A 22,915-nucleotide genomic window follows, 5' to 3' on the forward strand; every position below is an offset into this window, starting at 1 on the left:
CTGTGGCAACTCGAAGGTCTGAGAGGAGGAGGGGCCAGCCGACTTGATGTCCTCATACGGATCAAGCCGGCCCTAAGAACCGTTGAAAAGTCGCTTCAAACTATCCCGCGGGAGGCTCAAAACTTCGGCTGGCGACCTTGCCGTCATTCCGACAAGCGGTCAGCTGAACGTCGTTGCAAACGTTTCCCTAAGGGCTTTCTTTTGGACTTTGCCCATCGTGTTGCGCGGAAGTTCCGGTAGAACCATCAGTTTTTGAGGCTGCTTAAACCGTGCCAATGATGTCCCGATGCTGGCAGCAATCTGTTCAAGATCAAGGTCGTGGTCGGGTTTTGCCACCAACACCCCGACAACACTTTCACCAAAATCACCATGGGGTACGCCAATGACGGCGCTTTCTAAGACGCCCGGCTGTTCATCCAGCAACAGCTCAATCTCCTTCGGATAGATATTGTACCCGCCTGAGATAATCAGGTCTTTATTGCGGCCGACGATACTAACATAGCCATCCGCATCGATCTGCCCGAGATCACCGGTGATAAAGAACCCATCCGGGCGCAACTCTTCGGCGGTTTTCTCTGGCATCTGCCAATAGCCTTGGAACACGTTGGGGCCGCGCACTTCGATTTCACCGATTTCGCCCTGTTGTAGGGGCTCGCCGGTCTGGCTGTCGGTAATTTTCAATTCGACCCCCGGCAAAGGTAGGCCCACCGTCCCTGCCCGGCGTTCGCCATCATAGGGATTAGAGGTGTTCATATTGGTTTCTGTCATGCCGTAGCGTTCCAGAATTCGGTGCCCGGTACGGTGTTCGAACTGTACATGAGTTTCGGCCAGCAAAGGCGCGCTGCCCGACACAAAGAGGCGCATATGCGCCGCCAAATCCTTGGAAAACCGCGCATCGCCCAGCAGGCGGGTATAAAACGTCGGCACGCCCATCATCGCCGTGGCGCGGGGCATATCGGCGATCATCTGGTCCAAGTCGAACTTCGGAAGGAAAATTATTTGCCCCCCCGCCAGAAGCGTCACATTGCTGGCGACAAACAGCCCATGGGTGTGGAAAATCGGCAAAGCGTGCAGCAGCACGTCATCAGAGGAAAAGCGCCACTCATCTTTCAGGGTCTGCGCATTGGACAACAGGTTCCCCTGGCTTAGCATCGCCCCTTTCGAGCGCCCGGTCGTTCCCGATGTATAGAGAAATGCGGCAAGGTCATCCAGATCGCGCGACACCGTCGGATAGGTCGTCGGTTGAGAAGCCGCCTGATGGGTAAAGCTTCCCGAGCCATCCGCATTCAGAGTTTCGAGCCGCGCGTCACAGCGATTTGCAATCGGATTCAAGACGTCTTTTTTGCGGTCATCACAGAGCAGAATGCCCGCACCGCTATTCTCCACAAAATAGGCAACCTCATCAGCGGTGTAGGCGGTATTGAGCGGTAAAAAGATCAACCCAGCTTGGGTACAGGCGGCATAAACAGCCAGAGCTTGAGGTGACTTTTCGACTTGTACCGCAACGCGATCGCCCGGTTGCAGCCCAAATTTTGTGAATTGCCCCGCAAATTGAGCCGCCAGTTCAAGAAAGTTTCGGTAGCTAAGCGTCGCCCCTTTGGGGAGCTGCAAAAAGACGGCGTCACTGGTCGCATGTTGCCCGAAGAGCGTATCATAGAGCGGGTTTGGCATGACCTGTTTCCTTAGGTTCTTACGAAACTGACGCGCTGAGTGCGCGCACTGCTTTCGATGCTGCGACAGTTTTTTCTGTCACAAATTGTTCGTGGTTGGTTGTGACTTGAGACATCTCATAGAGATAGTTGACCATGGCCCCAGCAGACTGCGCCATTCCGTTGTCCGAGGTATCCGCGTCGGCATGAACCGCGTGAATTGCAGCCCCATTGCCAAGGTGGAAACGGGCCACGGGGTCAACCGGCAGTTTGTCGTCCCGTTTTGCTTCGAGCAGATAATGGGCGGCTTGCACTTGGACCGATGCCGCCTGTAGCGCCGTGTTGGTGGTTTTCGCCAACCATTTGGACAGGCCTGGAATCGGCGACAGCGTGACGAATGTTTGCAACCCCGACAGGTCATGCGACAGATCCGCGGCGACCTGTTTGATCAAGGAATTGCCAAATGATATCCCCGCAAGGCCGGGCTGACAATTTGATATCGAGTAAAAGACAGCCGTATCTGCGTCTTCGGCGTCGATGGGATCGCGCCCAGAGGCCAACAGAGTCTGAATTGAGTCTGGGATGCCTTTGGTCAGCGCGACCTCAACAAAAATCAATGGCTCATCCGGCATGGCGGGGTGGAAAAAACCAAAACACCGTCTGTCCGTCGGTTGCAGACGCCGGCGCAGATCTTCCCAGCTGTCGATGGCATGCACCGCCTCATAGGCGATGATCTTTTCCAAAATTTCTGCCGGACTGGACCAATTGATTGGGCGCAGGTCCAAAAAGCCCCGATTGAACCAAGAGGCAAAGAGGTGCTGAAAATCCACGTCCAGCGGTTCTAGCTTTTTGTCCTTACGCATCATTTTCAAAATATCTTTTCGCATGGCGACAAGACGCTGGGTTCCGCCAGGAAGTCGATTGAGCCTACGCAGCAATTCCTGCCGTCTTGGCTCGCTCGCACGCGCATAGGCGCGGTAACTTTTCTTGGACGGTATCTCTTTGTACGTCTTCAAACACTCGACAACTTCAACGGGGTCGATTTCAAGCTCGCTTAGCATGAACTCGAAAAACCGCTGTTTTTCGTCGCTCGAAGCGCTTGCGTATTTGTCAAATATCAGACCCGCATGGGCTTGGCCTGATATTTCACCCTGAGCACCGAGCAGCGCAAGGCACAGTTCTTCTATGCCAAGCCCTTGTGCGTCAGTAGAGACCGAGCGCGCAAAACGACGTTCAAAGACCGTGGAAAACAGACCACCAAGATAGCTCATATCGCGACTCCCATCACAGCATTTGGTAACCATGTGGCAAGGCCCGGAAAGAGGCACAGTAGAATGATCGCGATCACCATACAGGCCACAAAGGGCAACGATCCGGTCAGGATAGTCTTTAGTGAAATGTCCGGTGCAATGCCGTTGATCACATATAGGTTCAGGCCAACAGGCGGGGAAATCAAGCCGATTTCCATGTTGATGGTCAGCACAACTGCAAACCAGATCGGATCAAAGCCGGCGGTCGTGATGATCGGCAAGAGGATCGGTGCCGCCATCAAGATCACCGCAACCGGCGGCAGGAAGAAACCCGCAATCAGAAGAAACACGTTGACCGCCGCCATCAAAACCCAAGGGTTGACATCCAGCGTCCCAATCCACGCAGCGATGGATTGTGTGATAAACAGGCTGGACAGCATGTAGGAGAACACCCCCGCAGCCGCGATGATGAACAGGATCATCACGCTTTCTTTGGTGCTGTCACGCAAGACTGTCCAAAGGTCACGCGGGTTCCAAAGTTTGTAGATCACCATGGCAATCAACAAGCAAAGCAAAGCGCCCACAGCCGCAGTTTCCGATGGGGTCGCAACGCCGCCATACATGGCATAAAGTACCCCCACAATGATCAGCAGAAAGGGGAGAACGCGCGGCAGGATTTCGAATTTTTCTTTCCAAGTATAGTTCCCCTGAGCCAGCAACTGCTGATCACCAGACCGCCAAGTTGCATAGAGCGACCAAGCCATGAACAAGCCGACCAACATCAGACCTGGCAACACTCCGGCAAGAAACAGACGGCCAATAGATTGCTCTGTGGCGATCCCGTAAACAATCATGGTGACAGAGGGCGGGATCAAGATGCCCAATGTGCCACCAGCCGCAATTGACCCGGCCGCGACGCCATCGGGATAGCCACGTTTGCGCATCTCTGGGATGCCCATCTTGCCGATTGCCGCACAGGTCGCCGGGCTAGAGCCTGACATGGCGGCAAACAACGCACAGGCCCCAAGATTGGAAATAACCAGCCCGCCTGGCACACGCGTCAACCAGCGTTCCAGCGCCTCGTAGAGATCGGCACCGGCGCGGGTTGAGGCGATGGACGATCCCATAATGATAAACATAGGGATCGACAAAAGCGCAAAGTTATCGAGCTTGCCGAAAAGGATTTCCGGCAAAAGTTCAAGCGACCGCACCCCGTCAAAGATCATGATGAACACGGTTGAGACGATCAACAGGCCAAGGGCAACAGAGACGCCGGAGAACAGAACCAAGATAGTGCAGATGGCGACAATCGCGCCAAGAATGAGCGGATCCATTACACCTCCTCTATGCCAAACGGCTTTTCAATTTTCAGAAGGATTGCGGCCATGTCCGCAACGAGTTGCAACAGAAAGAGCGCGAACCCCACAGGTAAAGCCAGATACGGAATCCAAAGGCGGACGCCCCAAACCGTATCGGATTTCCAATTGCGCTCCCATGTGAGGTGCCAAAACTCAAAGGAATACCAGAGCATGATCGCAACCATCACGATGGACAGCGACAGGGTGAACATCGACATCACAAAACGACCACGCCGCGAAAGCGCCAGAGGAATGAGGTCGACATTTACGTGGCCCCGCAACCGCTGAACGTAGGGCAATCCGATCAATGTGGCACCGATCGCAAGGTAGATGACCGCCTCTGTTTGCCAAACCGTTGAGCCGTTTAAGACAAAGCGGATAAAAATCATTTGGCAGGTGATCGCAACAGCCGCGACAATCATCGCAGCCGAGCACCAGCCCGCAAGTGTAGAAAGTGCAGCCACGAGCCGCAGAAACGGGTTATTCCCGGTCTGGGCAATCGCAGCGGAGCCTTGGCCCGCCATAACAGTATCCTCGGAAGTGTAGAAAAACGAAGGGCCGCATGCATCGTGGAGCGGCCCTTCTGACTGTCGAATTATTCGACGGAAAGCGCCATATCCAGCAGTTCCTGACCGCCTTCAACTTCGGACACGAATTTGGCATAGGAGGTTTCCTGTGCCAGCGCGCGCCACGCCTCAAAGTCTTCTGCTGTCATCTCAGCAATTTCGACACCTGCATCGCGGAAAACCTGCTCCGAGGCGGCATCTTGCTTTTTGGCTTCTTCAAGATAGAAGGCCTGGGCCTTGGCGGAGGCATCCATCAGGGCTTTTTGCTGATCCGCATTTAACCCATCAAACTTGGATTTGTTCATCAAAAGTGGCTGATACATGAACCAAAGGGCCACGTCGCCCGCCGGAGTATAGCAGCTAACCTGCTCATAAATTCGGTAGGACACAAACGAGGACGACGACGTATTTGCAGCCGTCAGAACACCGGTCTGCATTGCGTTGTAGATCTCGGATGACGCCATCGACGCGATCGACGCACCGGCACCGGCTAGCATCTGTTCGAACGCCTTGCCCGCCGCACGGGTTTGCAGGCCCTTCACGTCATCCGGCGACGTGATGCACTTGTCTTTGCCGACGAAACCACCGGCAAGATAGCCGTGGACCAGTACGATAACATCATCGTCGGCCATTTTCTCTTCGAGCGCGGCCATGAATGGCGAGTCGCTGAGCCGGGCGGCGTGGTCGTGATTTTTGACCATCCCGGGCATAAGCGTCAGGTTGTAGGCGGGCTGTTGGCCACCGGCGTAACTAAGCGGCAGAACAGTCATGTCGAGCTGACCACGGCTTAGTGGGCGATATTGCTCGCGCGGTTTGAAAAGGGATTTGGATCCAAAAATTTGAATTTCAAGATCAACATCTGCTGCTGCGACTTCATCGGCCACCATTTGGGCGACTTGGTGACGAACATCTTTGTTTGACCATTGGTGCGACAGGCGCAGTGTCTCGGCGCTTGCTGCCGATCCAATCGCCAGACATGCAGCCATAGCCGTTGCCGTAAGCTTTGCAAATTTCATAGTTCCCTCCCTGGGTGTAAATCAACTTTTCGCTGACATTAAGCGAGAGCGTCACACGCATCGCATAACAAGTCAACGATATTGTATACAAGAAATGCAGCATTGCATTTCAAGGCCGCGCCATGATAGCAATTAGCCATGGAAATCAGACGCACAGACCAAATTGCAGACCAGCTTGAACAGCTCGTTTTTGCCGGGAAGTTTCAAGACGGAGACCGGTTGGACGAACTGAAACTTGCCGAGCAATTCAACGTGTCCCGCACCCCCATTCGCGAGGCGCTACAGGTTTTGGTGGCATCAGGTCTTGCCGAGCAAATTCCCCGACGCGGTGTTTTCATCCGTCAGCCCGGCCCCGTCGAGCTAATGGAAATGTTTGAAACCATGGCCGAAATTGAGGCCATTTGCGGACGCTTGGCCGCCACACGCATGAGCGATCAGAGCTTGGAGGCCTTGGCGGCTGCTAACGAGCGCTGCCAGCAAGCAATCCAAGATGAAGACCACGATCGCTATTACGCTGAAAATGAAATCTTTCATCAGATAATATACCGAGGTGCGGCCAATACCTATCTAGAGAAACAAGCGCTAAGATTGCAGAGCCGTCTCAGAGCATACCGCCGTATTCAACTGCGATTTCGCGGGAGATTGAAGCAGTCCATGCAAGAACACACTGAGATTTTGCAGTTTCTCAGAGACGGCGATCAAGAGAATTCAGCCCAGGTTCTTCGCAACCATATCGCCATACAAGGCGAAAAGTTTCATCAGTTGATGGCCAGCCTTGAACGATAGCACTTTTGTGTGTTGACGTTGCGAACCGCTTTCAACCCACTGTGACCTCGCCTGAGATTTGCACCTCTGGCTGTAAGACGATTGCCTCGCTTACCCTACCCCACTATTTTTTACCAAACATATCCAATACCTCCGCAAGGCACCTTGCCTGATACTGCGGGCGTTTGGTGAACGCCTTCTAATGGTCCAGACCCTTTCGGTTCACAAAGATTTGGTAGACGGATGTGGTCGCGGTGATGAACATATTGTGCCCAGTGCTACCACCAAAGCAAAGGTTGGACACCGTTTCAGGCACCAAGATTTTGCCAAGCAATGTGCCGTTTGGCGCAAAACAATGCACACCATCGGCGGCGGAGGACCAAAGATTTCCAGCCACATCCAAACGAAACCCGTCAGGAAAACCGCAGTCGATGGTGGCGAAAACCCCGCGATCCACAAGGGACGCGCCATCAACGTCAAATTGCCGGATGACGCGTGGGACACTGACGTCGTGGCTTGCGCCGCTCTCGGCAATATACAGCCGCTTTTCATCCCGTGAAAAGGCCAGTCCATTGGGCTGCACGAAGTCTGAAACAACAGGGGCCACCTGCCCGGTAACAGGATCAATTCGGAATACATGACGTGCGTCTTGTTCTGGCTCTGCTTCATAGCCTTCAAAATTTGACAGTATTCCATAGGTCGGATCCGTGAACCAAATAGCCCCGTCCGATGACACAACCAAGTCGTTGGGAGAATTCAGTCGCTTGCCATCGAAAGAGGAGGCAAGCACCGTTAAACTGCCATTGTATTCTGTTCGCACAACATCCCGTGTCCCGTGGCGACAGCCAAGCAGTCGGCCATTTAGATCGCGCGTATTGCCGTTGTTAAAACCCGACCGGTCACGAAATAGCGTGACGCCATGCGCAGTGCTCCATCTCATAAGGCGTTGCGAAGGTATGTCGGAAAACAGCAAGCACTCATGATCGCCAAACCACACTGGTCCTTCTGTCCAAACGAACCCTTCGGCAACTTTGTTCAGCGGAGCAGTCGGATGAACCAAACGCAAAAATCGGTCATCTCGAATGTCTAAGTGCGCTGGAATTGTTTTCATCTCATCCCCGTTTTCTGTTCTTTCTCACTATAGTCCGCGTGACCCCGCCCATGATTTTGAAAGTCCAAGCTCCCATTGCCCTCAACATATGACTTCGAAAGCGACATGCCGCAAAGGGGCGTCTCACCCTCTTTTGCTACGTCCATACACAAGCAACATCGTGATAATGACCACGCCATAGATGATTTGGCGGTAGGACTCTGGCATTTGCATTATTGACAGGACCGAGTTCAAAAACACGATCAGGACTGCACCAATCAGAGTTCCAAGATAGCGACCATGCCCGCCCAAAATATGGGTCCCGCCCAAAACAACCGCCGCAATGGCGGGCAAGAGATATGGAGTTCCCATGTCCTGATAGGCCTTGGCAGAATATCCCGCCAAAAGAATGCCTGCTGTCGCAGCACATAGGGACGAGGCAACAAATGATCCGGTGATGACACGACGGGTACGAATACCAGAAAGATAGGCTGCGGCCTCCTTTACACCAACTGCATAGATGGACTTGCCAAACCCGGTTCTGGTCAAAACAACTGCAACCACTATTGAGACAAAGGCCCAAACAAAGATCGCGACAGGAATCCCAAGAAACGTATCCGCAGCCAAGTAACGCATCAATGGAGATGCCTTGGTTTGTGGGGCAAATCCGCCCGTATGAGCAACCATCAATCCGCGAAGAACAGAGTCCACACCAAGGGTGAAAATCATCGACGGCACCCGCAGAACAGACACGCCAAATCCATTGAGCAACCCCACGACAAGACCAACAGAGAGCCCGGCAGGAATGGCCCACGGGCCGCCAACTGTTGTCGCCATCATAGCCGCAGCGGTCATTGTCCAAGGCACCGAAAGGTCAATGTGCCCAAGCAGTACAACCATCATCATACCCGCAGCGCAAATCCCAAGGAACGACCCGATTTGGAGCTGCTGCAACAGATAGGACGGTGTGAACAGCGGCGCGGTTCCTTGGGTGCTTAGCGTATAGACTGTGCCCACCAAAAGAATGGCCAGAGTTGTCAGAAACGCAATAAGCAGAGGTCTGTCTGCGGGATTGGAAAAACTCAAAAACTTCATCTGAATAACTCCAATTTGTTTTTGACCCGAAAGGTGCGCAACGCTCCGAGGCTAACAGCGACCAACAAGACAACGCCTTCGATAAGAGGCTGAAGGAGCGGGTCGATTGATAAGATGCGGAAAAAGAAGGATATGATGCGCAGAATGAAGGCCCCAATCAGCGATCCTATCGGTCCGCCGCTGCCCCCCATCAAGGATGTGCCGCCAAGGACAACTGATGCAATCGAGTTGAGCGTGTAAGTGCCGGCCTGCGTGATGTCGGCATTGCCAGAAGAGGTTTGTATCGCCAAATACAAGCCACCGCAGGCCGCAAAGAACCCCGAAAGGGTAAAGGCGGTGATCTTGGCGCGGGCAATCGGCAAGCCAGAAAGATGTGCGGCCCCTTCGGCGCTTCCGATGGCGTAAATTGTTCGGCAAGTCACGCTTCGCTTGAACGGGATCCAAATACACAGCGTGATGACCAACAGAAGAATTAGTGGCATCGGAATATTCACAAAGGGTTGAATCCACGCCGCATTACCTTTGTCAGCAAACCCGTAGGTTTCGGCAAGATCAAACACCGCGTTGGTCATCGCCCAGTTCAGATCACCATCAATATTGCCGCCAGGAGACGGACGTAGGATAAGAGCCAAACCTATCGCAATCGCACCTGTGGCCAAAGTCGCGATAATTGGTTGAATGCGACCATAAACAATGATCAAGCCGTTCATCAGGCCAAAGGCGACCCCGGTCGCCAGTGTCAAAAAGACGCCCAAAACCATTTGTGCCGGAGTGCCCATGACAACATGTGAGGCGACTGTGTTTGTTAGGGTCATCACAGCCCCGACAGACAAATCCAGTCCGCCCATAAGAACAGGGATCGTTTGGGCAATAGCCACAAAGGCCAAGGCGACAACTTCGTTCGAGTTTTGGACCAGAACAGCGGTTGAAAAGCCGCGTGGGTGCAAGGATTGGTAGGTGACAAACAGGCATGCAAACAAAAGGAATGCGCCGCTAAGACCCCGGTTGCGTAAAATGGCAGCTTGGAGTTTTCCTATCATGCCACATCATCCTTGTGGATATTGAGAGACGCAGCGACGATGGCGTTTTCGCTCAGAGCATCGCCTTCTAACTCCGAGACCACCCGCCCGTCATACATGACGCACACACGGTCACAGCAGCCAATCAGTTCCGCATAATCAGAAGAATAGAACAGCACCGATTTACCGGCGTCGACGAGATCGCGTATCAGGCGGTAGATTTCCTGCTTGGTTCCAACATCAATGCCCCGCGTTGGATCATTTAACAAAATGACGTCTGGGTTCAGCATGAGCCATTTTGCAATCACAACCTTTTGTTGATTGCCCCCTGACAAGGTCTCAACAGGGTGATCTGCACTGCCTATTTTTATCTGCAAAAGTTCAACGGCTTTTTGCACCGCAATGTTGGCCAAGCGCCCATCAATGACACCGGCCTTGGACACAGTGTCGTAATTTGGCAGCAACAGGTTGTCGCTGATGGATAATTCTAACATCAACCCTTCGGTTTTACGGTCTTCGGGAACCAAAGCTATGCCGTGTTGTTTTGAAAACGCCGGAGAGTTGGTTTCGAAAGGTAACCCTTTGAGAAGAATGTCGCCTTTGATCCCGCGCAGCGCGCCAAACAACCCCAGGAAAAGTTCCTTCTGGCCTTGACCGTCAAGTCCACCAAGTCCAACGATTTCACCTTTTCGGACATCGAGATTGACCCCTTTTAGGCGATCTTCCCAGTTCACATCAGACATGGATAATACGATATCCCCGGCCGGAGTGGTTCGTTTGGGCGGATATTGCGCTGTGATCTCCCGGCCTATCATCAACTGCACGATCTCAGCTTCGTTCAACGCGCCTTTGTTAAAGGTTTGGATATGCCGCCCATTGCGAAACACGGATAGCCGATCACAAAGGGCGTCAACTTCTTGCATGCGGTGACTGATGAAAATACAAGAGACTCCGTCTTTGCGAAGCTCATCCATGAGGTCGTATACTGTTTGAACGTCATTGCTGGTTAGCGCCGATGTTGCTTCGTCAAGGATCAAGACACGAGGGTTTTTGCTTAGGGCTTTGGCGATTTCGATCATTTGCCGGCGAGACAGGCTTAGTTCCCGGACGTGGGCATCTGGATCGACATCGTCACATTTTATCCGCGCCAAGATTTCCTGTGCCATCTTGCGCTGCTTGCGGGTGTCGATCATGCCAAAGCGGCGCGGCGGATTGTCGATAAAGATGTTCTCAGCAACCGAAAGGTCCGGCACCAAAGAGAGCTCTTGAAATATGCAAACAATGCCATCGGCGGTGGCTTCTGAGGTGGACCGATAGGAAACCTCGCGGCCGTTATACGCGATACGACCTTCACTTGGGGCAAGCACTCCGGACAGAATTTTTATGAGCGTCGATTTCCCGGCACCGTTTTCACCAAGAACTCCGTGTATGCTTCCTGACTGGCAACTGAAATTCACATCATCCAACGCTGTCACCCCGCCAAAGTAGCGAGACACACCAAGCAATTGAACGACCTCATTGGATGCATACATATTGATTTCTTTTTGTCGAGGAGATGCCGGGCCCCTACCTTTGAGCGGCCCGGCGTTAGGATTACTTCAGGTCTGTTTCGTCCTGCGCCATAATGGCAGGCCCCGAAATATTCACGCCACAGGGTGGAAACTCATTCACAGTGAAGAAATTGTCTGGAAGATCGCTCCAGAAATTCTTGCCATCAACGAGTTCATCATGCGTTGCGACCGGCAGTGGCACCGAAATCAGCTGGGGCATAACGTTGCCTTCAAGCGCCGACACCGCGGCCTTCATGGCAATTGCGACAAGGCCGGGCGATTGGCCAATAGAAATCCCTTTGAGGCCGTCATTGCCATAAGTCGCTAGGGCTTTGCGAAAGCCATTTTCGGATTCACCAGACACAGGAACCCAGGGGTGGCCGCTATCCTGAATGGCCTGAATCATACCGTTGGAACCACCTTGTGCAACGATGGCCGCAAATTCACCGTGGACGGCAATCGCATCGGCGACGACTTTTTGGGTCGTACCATCGTCCCACATGCCGTTCACAGAAACCATTTCCCAGTCACCGTCATGCGCGCCAATGACTTCGTTGATACCAATCGAACGATCGCGGTCAACGGAATTGCCAGGCAGCCCGCGAACCTCTAGAATTTTGCCGCTTGTCACACCATTGGCATCCAGCTGTTTCAGGACAAATTCGGAATACATCCGCCCCATGGCCAGCTGATCTTCGTTGACTTGCATCACGGCATCGGTGTCCAGAACATTATCGAACGGCACCAACACCACATCGTTGCGATCAGCCAGACGAATAACACGATCAAAGCCATTTGGACTCACGGCGATGGTGATAATCGCGTCGTATCCTTGGTTGATAAAATCCTCGATCGCCCCCAGCTGAGCCGGCGCATCGGTGCCAGTAGAAACGACTTTGAATTCTGATATCTTGTCTGCAATTGATGGATCTTGGGCAAATGCTTTGGCTGTTTTGATCATCTGAATGCGCCAGGTGTTTCCGACAAAACCGTTGACGACGGCAATTCTATACGGACCTTCGCGCGCCTCCCATTGCATGAAACTGGTCTTATCGCTCCAGGGTGCAAAGCAATTTGGGTCAATGCTTGGACCATCAACAGTTTTAGGACCAGCAATGGCCGTGCTAGCAATTAAAATCGCGGCGGCCGTCATTGTTGCGAATAGGTTTTTCATTTTTCCTCCCAGAAAATTATTTTTCTTCACCCTCGTTATTGGGGCGAATACCTCCGTAAATTTTTTGCCTTAGTCATCACCTCCAAAAGTTGCGTAGCCCTTCTCAAGATGAGATTTCATGAGGTATTGATAGGCAAGCCGATCCCGAGCTTCCAAAGCATCAAGGACAGCTTGATGTTCTTTGAACGTCGCGGTTTTGAAGGTGTCAGGCGTTTTGCCTTTTTCCATAATCCGCAGGATCACCGGCTTCATAAGCCGATAGACATCCAAAATTGCCTTGTTGCGCAGCACATGAATTAGACGAGTGTGAAACTCAAAATCATGTTCAGACGCCACGCCAATTTCACTTGGCTCTTTGAGCTTGGCGTTTATCTCACGCAGGTCTGAAATGTCTTGGTCCGTAATCTGGTCAAAAATTGCATCGACTGATGAGACTTCAAGCAAACTGCGGAAACCCTGTATGTCGGTGAAGGTTTCAAGAGAGACGCTCATGACATTGAAGGAAAACATTTCAATGGCCGATGACATTCTATTGTCCACGATGGTCGCGCCGACTTTTGGGCGGACTTCAACGACCCCATAGGTTTTCAGAATTCTCATGGCCTCGCGAACTGTATTGCGCGAGGCTCCGAAAGTTTCGCAAAGCTCTTTTTCCGTCGGAAGTTGATCCCCGACCGTTAACCCTTTTTCCCCAATCAACTGACGCAGTTGAACCACAAGTTCATCGACAGCCGAGAGCCCGGAAGCAGGTTTCAAAGCGTGTTCTTGGGCAACCATTTGTCCGCTCCTTTTTCCGATTCGCAAGCCGCCTTGCCGCAATCGGATCTTCAAATTCGCATTGCTTATAGGACAAGCTCGGCTGTTTTGTCCAACAAATAAGAAGGCAACTTGCCAAATGTCGGATATTTGGCTCAAAATTGGCTCAATAAACCAACAAAATGAAAGCTGCGAGGCCGCTAGCTTTAAGGTGACAATTGGGAGAAAGGTGTAAATGCATTGATGTCGTTTGATCCCGTGACCGAGGAACCCGAAAGAGAACGACAACATCCCAAGGAAGGGATTTGGGCTTGACCAGACCTTTATTGGAGAGCGGTCGGTCATGGCGATCAGCATCGCGTCACTGCCGCTTTTGACTAGCGGACAGGCACCGTCAACGAGACGTTTTGGTGTTTGGGCCAATTGCGTTGATGGCTATTGGGCCGTGATCACAACTTGACGGGTGTGTGGCGGTCAAACGTCGTTTGTCGAAGGCCACCGATGGGTGGCATTCTTTAACTCTGCAATAGTTGTCACACCCAGCTGGGCCATTGTGAGACTGACTTCTTGGCTTAGTATATCCCAGAGCGCACGTAGACCTTCGACGCCGCCTGCTGCGATGGCAAACAACAAGATTCGGCCGAGAAAAACAAAATCCGCCCCCATAACATAGGCTTTGACGATATCTTCGCCGGACCGAATACCGGTATCAAAGAAAAGTGGGAATTCTGGACCGAGTGCTTCACGAACCTCTCGCAACGCTAAGATGGCCGGCGGAGCGCTTTCCAATTGTCGGCACCCATGGCTGGAAACCTGAATAGCGTCGACACCAACATCGCGCAGCCGTAGGGCATCCTCTGGACTTAGGACACCTTTGACAACCAATTGACCTGACCAGGCTTTGCGCAGGGTTTCAAGATAGCCCCAATCCGCCGCAGCACGGCTTTCTGTGCGATCAAAGACGTAGTCCTTGCCATCAAAATTGGCCATTTTGGGGCTACCCTTTGCCAGCGACGACAAGGACCAGCGGGGGTGCATTGCGAAATCCAAAAACTGCCTCGGCCCGATGCGAAACGGCATCTTGAAACCATGACGCAGTTCACGCGGACGTCGCCCGACTTCGGGAACATCTAGCGTTAAGATCAACGTCCCATATCCGGCCTTTTTGGCGCGCTCGACAAGCTTCAATGTGCCGCTGCCGTCGCCGCTGAAATACAACTGAAACCAAGCTGAGCCGCCGGACGCTTGGTAAAGGGTTTCGAGATCGGTAGAGGCCACCGTCGAAACCCCATGCGGCACCCGGTATTCTCGGGCAATTTCGGCCAACATCAGATCAGCCCCAGGCGCAGCAAGGTTGCACATGCCCATTGGACTTATGCCAAACGGGCGCAACATCAGCCTATCAAAACGCGTTACCGAAAGATCGCGCTGTGTCACATTGCACAGGACACGGGGTGTTAGCCTAATATCCTGCATCGCCCTTTGGTTCAGAGCCGCGCCATGTTCCTGACCGGCGGCTCCGTCGATGTAATCAAATACCATCCAAGGCAGACGTTTGCGCGCCAATCGACGCGCATCCGAAGAGGAATGAATGCCGGTCTCAAAGAGCATGCAGCCCCCTAGGCCTGCACTGTTTTCATAAACCGATCTCGGATCACAACCGGATCCATGGTGATCACCGGCACCGGTATATTCCCGCTTTTGCATTTGGCCACGATGATTGTCATCTGGTCCCCTTCGAGGGCCTCTTGCAGCGCTTTTCCGGTATCTTCGGCAGCAACTTCAACAACGTTTTCGCATCCACAGGCTCGGGCCACAGCGGCAAGGGAGGTCTTTTTACCTGCATAGGTTGGCTGATCGCCAGTCGATCCATAGCTGCCATTGTCGATGATCAAGAGGATGTAGTTATCGCGGGCGTTATTGGCGATCGTAGGAAGAGTGCCAAAATTGGTGAGAACCGACCCATCCCCATCAATGGAAATCACCTTTTTGTCTTGCGCCAATGCCAGCCCAAAACCGATAGAGGACGACAGGCCCATTGTCCCAAGCATGTAGAAGGTGCTTGGCTGATCGTCGATCCTATGCAGCTCCTGACTTGGCAGGCCGATGTTACAAATCACCAATTGGTCGCGCAAAATGGGGGCTATGTCTTTCAGAATATCAGAACGGATCATTGGTCGCCGTAGCCTCCCCAGAAATTAGCGTCGGTCAGAATGGCAACCGGTTTGTTGCACATGAATGTGTACTTCAGGATGTTATCGAGCTCATCTACATCGGATTGCTTGTGAAAATGATAGGTTGGGATGTTCATTTGCGCCAAAAGCGCTTTGGTGTGAACGGCCATTTCGACCTGGCAGGCGACGGGCTCGCGCAGCTCACCCCGATATGAAATCAGCATTGGCAGGGGCATCCGGTAATACTGGATCAGGGTGGCCAGCGTGTTGATGGTAACGCCAATGGCGGTGTTTTGCATGATGATAGCGGGGCGTTTGCCACCCATCCAGGCACCTGCACATAGCCCCATACCCTCGTCCTCTTTGTTTGACGGGACGTGAAGAACACCTGAGCGTGCATCGATCTCGTCGATGACGCCTGCCAATTGCTTGCAGGGAACTGTGGTGACGAAACTGATGTCATTTGCGACCAGATCATCAACAATTTTTGTGTTGATAGACAAAAAGGGACTCCTTTAGGGATGGAAAATCAACGCAGTACGATGACTGCGCATGATGCTTGACGAACAATTCGGGCGGCCGTGGTGCCGAGGAAATAGTCTCGCAAGCCGGGTTTGTGGGAACCGACGATGATTGCATTCGCGCCAATTTCGGCCGCATAGGCCGTTATGGTGCGGCTCGAATGCCCTTTGAGGATCATAGGCGTAATGTTTTCGCAGTCACCGACCCGTTCCCCCAATATGCGCTTGGCGTCATCGTAAGCTTTTTGAATGAGATCATCATCCAGATAGGCACCGACGGATCCACTTGGTGGTTCATAGACATGCACGGCAATGATTTCAGCGGACCCGCCACCTAGGCGTTGTGCTGTCTCAATCGCTTGAGCGGCAAACCCGTGCTCCAGCGATAAGGCGAGGATAATCTTCTCATACATGGCTAGCTCTTTTCCGGCGCAGTTTCGGGTTGAAGCAGTATTTTCGGAGCGGCCACCACACCGTTGCGGATGTCTGACAAGGCGTTTGCGCCATCTGCAAGTGATCGGGTTTCTGCCCAATCCAGAGCACCAAGGCGTCCATCAAAGATGGCCTGTGCGGTCTGTCTGAAATCTTTGGCGGTGTAGGTGTAGGTGCCGATAAAGGTAATTTCCTGCAAGGTTAGTCGGCGAACATCCAATCCGCCGCTATCCTCGCCCAATCCAATATGTCCGATCACCCCACCGGGACGAACACAGGCCGATGCGGTGGCACGCGTCGCGGCATATCCAACCCCATCTATGACAACATCAAATTGGCTCTCTTGCGGCGGGGTCTCTAGGACGGTCTGACCACAGGTATCTGCAAGGACGGCGCGACGAGCCGGATTTGGTTCGACGATCGTCACGCAATCAACGCCTTGCGCTTCTAGGCTTAGCGCCGCACCGAGGCCAATGGCACCACCCCCCAAAACCAGAGCAGAGTTGCGCGGACCCGAAAGGGTGGCCAAAGACAGTTTCACCGTATGCCAACCGCAGGCTATGGGTTCGGCCAAAGCCGCTTTTGACAGGGCAATATCATCCGGAACGGTCACCAGATTTCTATCAGGCATGGCAACCAATTCGGCAAATCCACCTTCGCGCGGCGGCATAGATATGATTTGCCGCTCTGGGCAAAGGTTATCGCGCCCCTTCTGACAAGCGGCACATGTCCCGCAGGTCACCAGTGGATTGACCGTGACCCTCTCACCATCACGCAATCCGCCCTCAATGACGCCAGAAACTTCGTGGCCAAGGATCAAAGGCGCAGGCCGCCGATCGTCATGGCCAAGATAGGCATGCATGTCCGATCCGCAAATGCCCACATAGGCAATCCTGATGAGCTGGGTTCCGAGTTCAGGCACCGGTTCCGGTACATCATGATAGCTCAGTTTTTCTGGTCCTTCATAAACTAAAGCTTTCATTTCGCGGTAAAACCTCCATCCACCATCAAAACCTGACCCGTCACATATGCTGAGGCATCAGAACATAAAAAGAGGAGTGGACCGTCCAGATCCTCCGGCTCACCATTGCGACCGATACAGGTCTGAGCTGCGTTGCCTGCGGCGCGTTTCGGATCATCGAAAACGGCTGCTGTCAGTTCGGTTTCAAAGAAACCGGGGCCAATTGCGTTGGCCGTAATGCCATATGGCGACCAAGCCTCTGCCATGGCACGGGTCAATTGCCCGATCCCTGCTTTACTGGCCCCATAGGCAATACCACCGGGAAAGGCCCGCGTGGTCTGTAGTGATGCAAAGTTGACGATCCGCCCCCAGCCCTTGGTCTTCATCGGCGGCACCAGATATTGGCTTAGGAAAAAGGGAGTTGTCAGGTTCAAGCCCAAAGTGCTGTCCCACCCGTCGGGGGTGACGTCATCGGCGGCTTGCCTGGTGTTGATCCCTGCAGCATGGATCACAATATCCGGCGAGCCGAACGGCTTGGCCATTTCATACGCCAGATCGCTCAAGGCATCACGGTCTGAAACATCCCAGGCAATCGCGCAGGTCTCGCCGCCAGCCTCACCCTGCCATGCGGCCAAAGCGTCGGCGCGCCGGGCCACGCCGACCACCTGCACGCCGGCCTGTGCCAGAACCGTTGCCGCGTGGCGACCCAGCCCAGAACTGGCCCCGGTCACGCAAGCGATTTTGCCGCGGACGGAAAACAGATTTCCAGACTCAACCATTTGCAGTCAGATCAAACGTTTCATCTGGGAAATACTTTGCCAACCGCACATCGGCGGCCCGCGCATGTCCTTCCATACCTTCCAGCCGGGAAATGCGTGCTGTGGCTTCGGCCACCGGCTTGGACCCTTCGCGAGTGGCCCGCTGCCATGTCACGATTTTCATATACTTGTGGACAGACAAGCCCCCCGTGTAGTTGGCGGCACCAGACGTCGGAAGTACATGGTTCGTCCCGGCGGCCTTGTCGCCATAAGACACAGTTGTTTCTTCCCCGAGAAACAGCGAGCCATAACATGTCAGACGCTTTAACCACCAATCCAAGTCTGCCGCCTGAACCGTCAGATGTTCGGGCGCGTAATCATCTGATGTGGCAGCCATTTCCTCGCGATCCGCGCAAACGATCACCTCGGCATAGTCCCGCCACGCAGCCGCGGCATTCTCGCGGTTCACCTCGGGCAAGTCATCAATCAACGCAGGCACACGAGACATAACATCTTGGGCCAAAGCCTTATCATCCGTCACCAGCCAGACCGGAGAGTTATAGCCATGTTCCGCCTGACTAACGAGATCGGTGGCGACGATATGCGGGTCTGCGGTCTTGTCCGCGAGGATAAGGCTATCTGTCGGCCCGGCGATCATGTCGATACCAACCCGGCCAAAGAGAATGCGCTTGGCTTCCGCCACAAACTGATTGCCCGGGCCAACCAGAATATTGGCCTTGGGCAGACCAAACAGACCGAATGTCATCGCCGCGACGCCCTGGACCCCGCCCATCGCCATGATCTTATCGGCACCACAGATATGCGCAGCATAGACAATCGCCGGAGCAATCCCAACTCCGGGACGTGGTGGAGAACAGCAGGTTATGTGCTTGCAACCAGCAACTTTGGCCGTGGTCACTGTCATGATTGCGCTGGCCACATGGCTGTAGCGACCTCCGGGCGCGTAACACCCAGCGGCATCGACCGGGATGGCCTTTTGACCTGCGACAAGCCCCGGCACGATCTCGTATTCCACATCGGCAACAGTTGATTTCTGTGTCTCGGCAAAGCGTTTTACGTTGTCGTGCGCAAACTGGATATCTGCCTTCAGCTTGTCCGGAACCAATGCGCAGGCGGCCTTGATCTCTTCGGCAGTCAACAAAACATTGCCGTCGAATTTGTCGAATTTGGCCGCATATTCCAACGCCGCGGCATCGCCTCCTGTCTCTATGTCGGACAGGATTTTTACGACCGTGTCATGCACATCTGACGCATCGGATTTCGACGTCAGAGTTGCCTTTTTGAGGTATTCACGAGCCATTTTAGGATCCTATTTGTAGATATCGGGAAGCAAGGTTGTGGAAATCGCGGGGACATAGGCGATCAACAGGACAACCAAGAGCATAAAGAAAACAAAGGGGACTGCGCGGGCCGCAATCTTGAGGATCGATTCACCGGTAATTCCGGACACGACAAAGAGATTAAGCCCAAGCGGAGGCGTGATAAAACCAACCCCAAGCGCGGTGATCATCATGATACAGAACTGAATCTCATTCATGCCAATGTTGTCAGCCAGCGGTTTGAGGATCGGCGCGAGAATCACAATATTCGGAGTTGTTTCCATCACACAGCCAGCCGCGATCAAGATACCGATCATCAGCAGGATCAGCACATAAGGATCCTCGGTCAGCGACGTCACTGCGGTCACAAACCCTTGTGGCACCCCCATGATGGCAAGGGCCTCGGCCAAGGGGGCGGAAAAGGCGATGATCGGCAAAATGATGCCATTTACTTTGGCTGAACTGACCAACATCGCCGGAAAATCAGAGAGTTTTAGTGTGCCGAGAATGAAACCCATTATGATGGTAACAACCACCGCAGTAGCGCCGGCTTCTGTTGGGGTAAGGCGACCCGAAAAGATGCCGTAGAAAATGATGCCCGGCACAATAAACGCATACCAGTCTGATGCCAAAGCGCGGCGCAGGTTTGTGAGCCATTCGCCAATGCTTATGTTTCCGCCGCCCTCGTAGCCGTAAATCCGGTTCACCACGATATTGGTCACAAGGATTGAGATCAGGATGGCCAAACCGGGGATCAATGCCGCCAGAAACAGGGTCGAGGCCGATATGCCCAGAACAAGGCCGATGATAATATAGGCAATAGAGGGGGGGATGAGGATACCGGTGCAAGCCCCCGCCGCCACCAGAGCACAGGCATAAGGGCGCGGATACCCGCTTTCGACGAGGCGGTCGATTGTCATCCGTCCAACCGCAGCAGCCCCCGCCGCGTCAGAACCTGAAATCGCCGCAAACATACCGCACACAAGAACCGTCGCCGAACCAAAGCCACCTTTGGCCCAACAGGTGAGCGCCTCGGCGACATTTAGGAATTTGCGACTGAGACCGGTGCGCACCAACACGTCTCCGGTCAGGATAAATAAGGGAACGGCCGTGAGGGCGAAGGCGTCGATGCCAGTGAACAGGCTCTCTCCCACGAGGCTAAGTGGCAGATCACCCGACATAACCAGCATTAGGATCGCCGCGGCCCCAATAGAAGCCCATACCGGCACTGCCAGTGCGATCAGGCCGACAAAAAGCATAACAGGTAGATAGAAATCCCAGCCGAGTTCGACCGTTTGTTGAAGATTGTTCCAGAGCATGGTGTCGTCCCTCAATCAAACAACTTGTCGCCTTCGTAGACGGGAGTGCCGTCACGAAGTGATCTGAGGTCGCGCAAAAAGGATTGCGAAAGCCGGAATATCATCAATGAGAAACCCAAAGGCACGGCGGCGAGAAACCAGACTTTTGAAATGCGAAGGCCATCGGTTACAGATCCAAATTTGGCCGAGACCAGAACGGTTTCAAAGGACCAATAGAGCGCGACCAAGGCCACTGCGAACATCACAAGATCACCGAAGATATAGATGACCGCCTTGGGTCGGTTTCCGAGGTAATGAAGCAAGACGTCGATACGGATATGGGCGCGTTCTTTGACCGCCGCCGCCGCGCCAATCCAAGCTAGGTAGATAAATGAATAGCGGACAATTTCTTCGCCCCAGATCGAAGAATACGAGAAAACCTCGCGACGCAGCACTTCGATTGCCATGGTGACAACAAGCATCACGTAAAAGACTAAGAGGAGCCACCGCTCAGCGTTCTCATCTATATTTTTCAGAAGTGTCATCACAGGCCTCGACGGCTATTGAACACAGAGCCGGTGCCGTATCCAACGCCGGTTGCAGAGGGAATTTGGGAGCCCAAATCGGGCCCCCAAGAGGAGTGGTTTAGGCGTCGTGTACGTAGTATTTTCCTTGCGTACCTGCGGCCTCTTCCAGCTTGGAGAAGGACTCCATTGACCCAGCGAGTTCTTTCTTGAACTCATCCCATTCAGGTCGTTGATAGCCACCGGCCTCCTTCCATTCCGACAGTTGATCATCACTTAGCGAATGGAACTCCACACCGGACTTTGCCAATTCAGACATCGCATAGGCCCGCGCGGATGGGACCTTCGAAAGGTTCTGGTGCGCGGTCATTTCAGAGCCCCACATCACGCCCTCTTGAACATCCCCTGGCAGGCTGTTGAACCACTCCAGATTGCAGGAATAGACTTGGCTATCGGGCACGGCCTGGGTGAAGGTTACATGGCTAAGTATATCTTTGAATCCAAAGACATAGAGGGCACCCACAGATGGGTCGAGCGCGTCTGCCACACCCTGTTTGATCGCCGAAGGCGTTTCGCCCCAAGCCACTGGTGTCGGATTCGCGCCGACGAGACGGTAGTATTGCTGGAGCATCTTGGAGCCCGGAACCCGGAACTTCACCCCGCTTAGATCTCCGGGCGACAACACCGCACCGGCACCACCTTTGCGGACGGCGACAACACGGGGATCAATGTTCACATAAAACAACGCCTTAAACCCAGCCTCTTCGACCTTGGGGTGTACCTCGGTTTTCCAGTGATCCGAGTTCACGAGGTTGGTGAAACGCTGATTGGACCCACACAGATAGGGCATATTGATCAGATCAACGGTTGACGCGAAGGGGGCAAAATTGGAGAGCGAATGCTGGGCTGCTTGAATGGTTCCGCCCTGAACCTTTTGCACCAACGCACCGCCCGCGCCCAATTGCCCACCAGGGGCCAATTTGACGTACACTTTGCCATTCGTGGCGTTCTGAATGTTTTCTTTTAGGTCCAACTGCATAATTGGATAGCTGCGTGATGCGCCCAACACATAGGCCGTGGCCAATGTCATAATATGATCAGCAGCCTTTTCACGCTCGCGCTCTTCTTTGTTTGTCTGGGCGACGGCCTCGGTAGACCAAAGCGTACCTGCGGCCCCAGCGACTAGGGCTGCAGTAAAGCTGCCTGTCCCGGCGAGTTTTAGAAAATTCCGGCGTGACGCCGAGGCAAGTTCTTTTGTGTTCCGGTCCATGTTTTCCTCCCAATGGACAGTTCAGCGCTGTAGCTCTTTGGCTTTTTTTTCAGCGGCCTCCCTTTGCAAAATTGCTGCAACAAAGGCGATCGAAGCAGCGAGCAAACATAGCATTTCGGACACATCCCCTAAGAAGCCGCCCATACCCATTGAGCCCAGAGCCACGTTTGTTCCGAACAGGGCAAACAGACAAAGCGATAGGATCAAGAGCATAGGGTTCTCCTAGGAAGCAGCGAAACGCTTGATTCGCCAGATCAATGTAAGCGCTTACATGCCGCCTATGCAAGCGCTTACATTGACGTCGGCCGATCGTGCCCATTAGTCTCATGAGATAGGGTGTAAATACCGA

23 protein-coding genes are annotated in these 22,915 nt (G+C 53.5%); 1 reads left to right on the top strand and 22 read right to left on the bottom strand.

Annotated elements, in window-relative coordinates:
* Positions 1 to 159 precede the first annotated feature (159 nt).
* The 5 genes from AC5EFR_RS20915 to dctP form a co-directional block, all read right to left on the bottom strand.
* Positions 160 to 1,671 carry a malonate--CoA ligase gene (locus AC5EFR_RS20915; RefSeq protein ID WP_493577665.1) on the bottom strand — a complete coding sequence of 504 codons (1,512 nt, stop codon included), beginning with the start codon at positions 1,669 to 1,671 and terminating at the stop codon, positions 160 to 162.
* 19 nt (positions 1,672 to 1,690) lie between these two features.
* Positions 1,691 to 2,920 carry a malonyl-CoA decarboxylase gene (locus AC5EFR_RS20920; protein ID WP_493577666.1) on the bottom strand — a complete coding sequence of 410 codons (1,230 nt, stop codon included), beginning with the start codon at positions 2,918 to 2,920 and terminating at the stop codon, positions 1,691 to 1,693.
* Positions 2,917 to 4,233 carry a TRAP transporter large permease gene (locus AC5EFR_RS20925; RefSeq protein WP_493577667.1) on the bottom strand — a complete coding sequence of 439 codons (1,317 nt, stop codon included), beginning with the start codon at positions 4,231 to 4,233 and terminating at the stop codon, positions 2,917 to 2,919. Before AC5EFR_RS20925 ends, AC5EFR_RS20920 begins: the two co-directional genes overlap by 4 nt.
* Positions 4,233 to 4,781, bottom strand: coding sequence for a TRAP transporter small permease (locus AC5EFR_RS20930; protein WP_493577668.1), 549 nt, complete (start codon positions 4,779 to 4,781; stop codon positions 4,233 to 4,235). The genes AC5EFR_RS20925 and AC5EFR_RS20930 overlap by 1 nt, the downstream gene beginning before the upstream one ends.
* Positions 4,782 to 4,852: 71 nt before the next feature.
* On the bottom strand, positions 4,853 to 5,839 hold the full coding sequence (dctP, locus tag AC5EFR_RS20935; RefSeq protein WP_493577669.1) for a TRAP transporter substrate-binding protein DctP: 987 nt from the start codon (positions 5,837 to 5,839) through the stop codon (positions 4,853 to 4,855).
* A gap of 138 nt (positions 5,840 to 5,977) precedes the next feature.
* On the opposite strand from dctP, the gene AC5EFR_RS20940 reads away from it, so the two are divergent.
* A complete protein-coding gene (locus AC5EFR_RS20940) occupies positions 5,978 to 6,625 on the top strand; it encodes a GntR family transcriptional regulator (protein WP_493577670.1) in 648 nt (215 codons plus the stop codon).
* 178 nt (positions 6,626 to 6,803) lie between these two features.
* Here the strand turns inward: AC5EFR_RS20940 and AC5EFR_RS20945 are convergent, their stop codons facing one another.
* The 17 genes from AC5EFR_RS20945 to AC5EFR_RS21025 all read right to left on the bottom strand — a co-directional run bounded on the left by AC5EFR_RS20945 (position 6,804) and on the right by AC5EFR_RS21025 (position 22,779).
* The gene (locus AC5EFR_RS20945) at positions 6,804 to 7,715 is read right to left on the bottom strand and encodes an SMP-30/gluconolactonase/LRE family protein (protein ID WP_493577671.1); all 912 of its coding nucleotides are present in this window, start codon (positions 7,713 to 7,715) and stop codon (positions 6,804 to 6,806) included.
* Positions 7,716 to 7,838: 123 nt separating this feature from the next.
* A complete protein-coding gene (locus AC5EFR_RS20950; protein WP_493577672.1) occupies positions 7,839 to 8,789 on the bottom strand; it encodes an ABC transporter permease in 951 nt (316 codons plus the stop codon).
* Positions 8,786 to 9,829, bottom strand: a complete 1,044-nt coding sequence (locus tag AC5EFR_RS20955) for an ABC transporter permease (protein WP_493577673.1) — start codon at positions 9,827 to 9,829, stop codon at positions 8,786 to 8,788. Before AC5EFR_RS20955 ends, AC5EFR_RS20950 begins: the two co-directional genes overlap by 4 nt.
* Complete coding sequence (locus AC5EFR_RS20960; protein ID WP_493577674.1) at positions 9,826 to 11,340, bottom strand: sugar ABC transporter ATP-binding protein; 1,515 nt, start codon at positions 11,338 to 11,340, stop codon at positions 9,826 to 9,828. Before AC5EFR_RS20960 ends, AC5EFR_RS20955 begins: the two co-directional genes overlap by 4 nt.
* Positions 11,341 to 11,401: 61 nt before the next feature.
* Positions 11,402 to 12,532, bottom strand: a complete 1,131-nt coding sequence (locus tag AC5EFR_RS20965) for a sugar ABC transporter substrate-binding protein (protein ID WP_493577675.1) — start codon at positions 12,530 to 12,532, stop codon at positions 11,402 to 11,404.
* A 69-nt stretch (positions 12,533 to 12,601) separates the two neighbouring features.
* Positions 12,602 to 13,633, bottom strand: a complete 1,032-nt coding sequence (locus AC5EFR_RS20970) for a FadR/GntR family transcriptional regulator (protein ID WP_493577676.1) — start codon at positions 13,631 to 13,633, stop codon at positions 12,602 to 12,604.
* A gap of 129 nt (positions 13,634 to 13,762) precedes the next feature.
* Complete coding sequence (locus tag AC5EFR_RS20975; RefSeq protein WP_493577677.1) at positions 13,763 to 14,899, bottom strand: alpha-hydroxy acid oxidase; 1,137 nt, start codon at positions 14,897 to 14,899, stop codon at positions 13,763 to 13,765.
* Positions 14,900 to 14,907: 8 nt separating this feature from the next.
* A complete protein-coding gene (comE, locus tag AC5EFR_RS20980; RefSeq protein WP_493577678.1) occupies positions 14,908 to 15,462 on the bottom strand; it encodes a sulfopyruvate decarboxylase subunit beta in 555 nt (184 codons plus the stop codon).
* Complete coding sequence (locus AC5EFR_RS20985; protein ID WP_493577679.1) at positions 15,459 to 15,965, bottom strand: sulfopyruvate decarboxylase subunit alpha; 507 nt, start codon at positions 15,963 to 15,965, stop codon at positions 15,459 to 15,461. The genes comE and AC5EFR_RS20985 overlap by 4 nt, the downstream gene beginning before the upstream one ends.
* A gap of 26 nt (positions 15,966 to 15,991) precedes the next feature.
* Complete coding sequence (locus AC5EFR_RS20990; RefSeq protein ID WP_493577680.1) at positions 15,992 to 16,396, bottom strand: universal stress protein; 405 nt, start codon at positions 16,394 to 16,396, stop codon at positions 15,992 to 15,994.
* 2 nt (positions 16,397 to 16,398) lie between these two features.
* On the bottom strand, positions 16,399 to 17,397 hold the full coding sequence (locus tag AC5EFR_RS20995) for a zinc-dependent alcohol dehydrogenase (protein WP_493577681.1): 999 nt from the start codon (positions 17,395 to 17,397) through the stop codon (positions 16,399 to 16,401).
* The gene (locus AC5EFR_RS21000) at positions 17,394 to 18,155 is read right to left on the bottom strand and encodes an SDR family NAD(P)-dependent oxidoreductase (protein ID WP_493577682.1); all 762 of its coding nucleotides are present in this window, start codon (positions 18,153 to 18,155) and stop codon (positions 17,394 to 17,396) included. The genes AC5EFR_RS20995 and AC5EFR_RS21000 overlap by 4 nt, the downstream gene beginning before the upstream one ends.
* A complete protein-coding gene (gene hisD, locus AC5EFR_RS21005; protein WP_493577683.1) occupies positions 18,148 to 19,455 on the bottom strand; it encodes a histidinol dehydrogenase in 1,308 nt (435 codons plus the stop codon). Before hisD ends, AC5EFR_RS21000 begins: the two co-directional genes overlap by 8 nt.
* 9 nt (positions 19,456 to 19,464) lie before the next feature.
* Positions 19,465 to 20,793 carry a TRAP transporter large permease gene (locus AC5EFR_RS21010; protein ID WP_493577684.1) on the bottom strand — a complete coding sequence of 443 codons (1,329 nt, stop codon included), beginning with the start codon at positions 20,791 to 20,793 and terminating at the stop codon, positions 19,465 to 19,467.
* Between the two features lie 11 nt (positions 20,794 to 20,804).
* Positions 20,805 to 21,317, bottom strand: a complete 513-nt coding sequence (locus AC5EFR_RS21015) for a TRAP transporter small permease (RefSeq protein ID WP_493577685.1) — start codon at positions 21,315 to 21,317, stop codon at positions 20,805 to 20,807.
* Positions 21,318 to 21,417: 100 nt separating this feature from the next.
* Positions 21,418 to 22,566, bottom strand: a complete 1,149-nt coding sequence (locus AC5EFR_RS21020) for a TRAP transporter substrate-binding protein (protein ID WP_493577686.1) — start codon at positions 22,564 to 22,566, stop codon at positions 21,418 to 21,420.
* 21 nt (positions 22,567 to 22,587) lie between these two features.
* Entirely contained in the window at positions 22,588 to 22,779 is a 192-nt protein-coding gene (locus tag AC5EFR_RS21025) for a hypothetical protein (RefSeq protein ID WP_493577687.1), read from the bottom strand.
* Positions 22,780 to 22,915 lie beyond the last annotated feature (136 nt).

The sequence above is a fragment of the Pelagimonas sp. genome, from assembly GCF_058892305.1.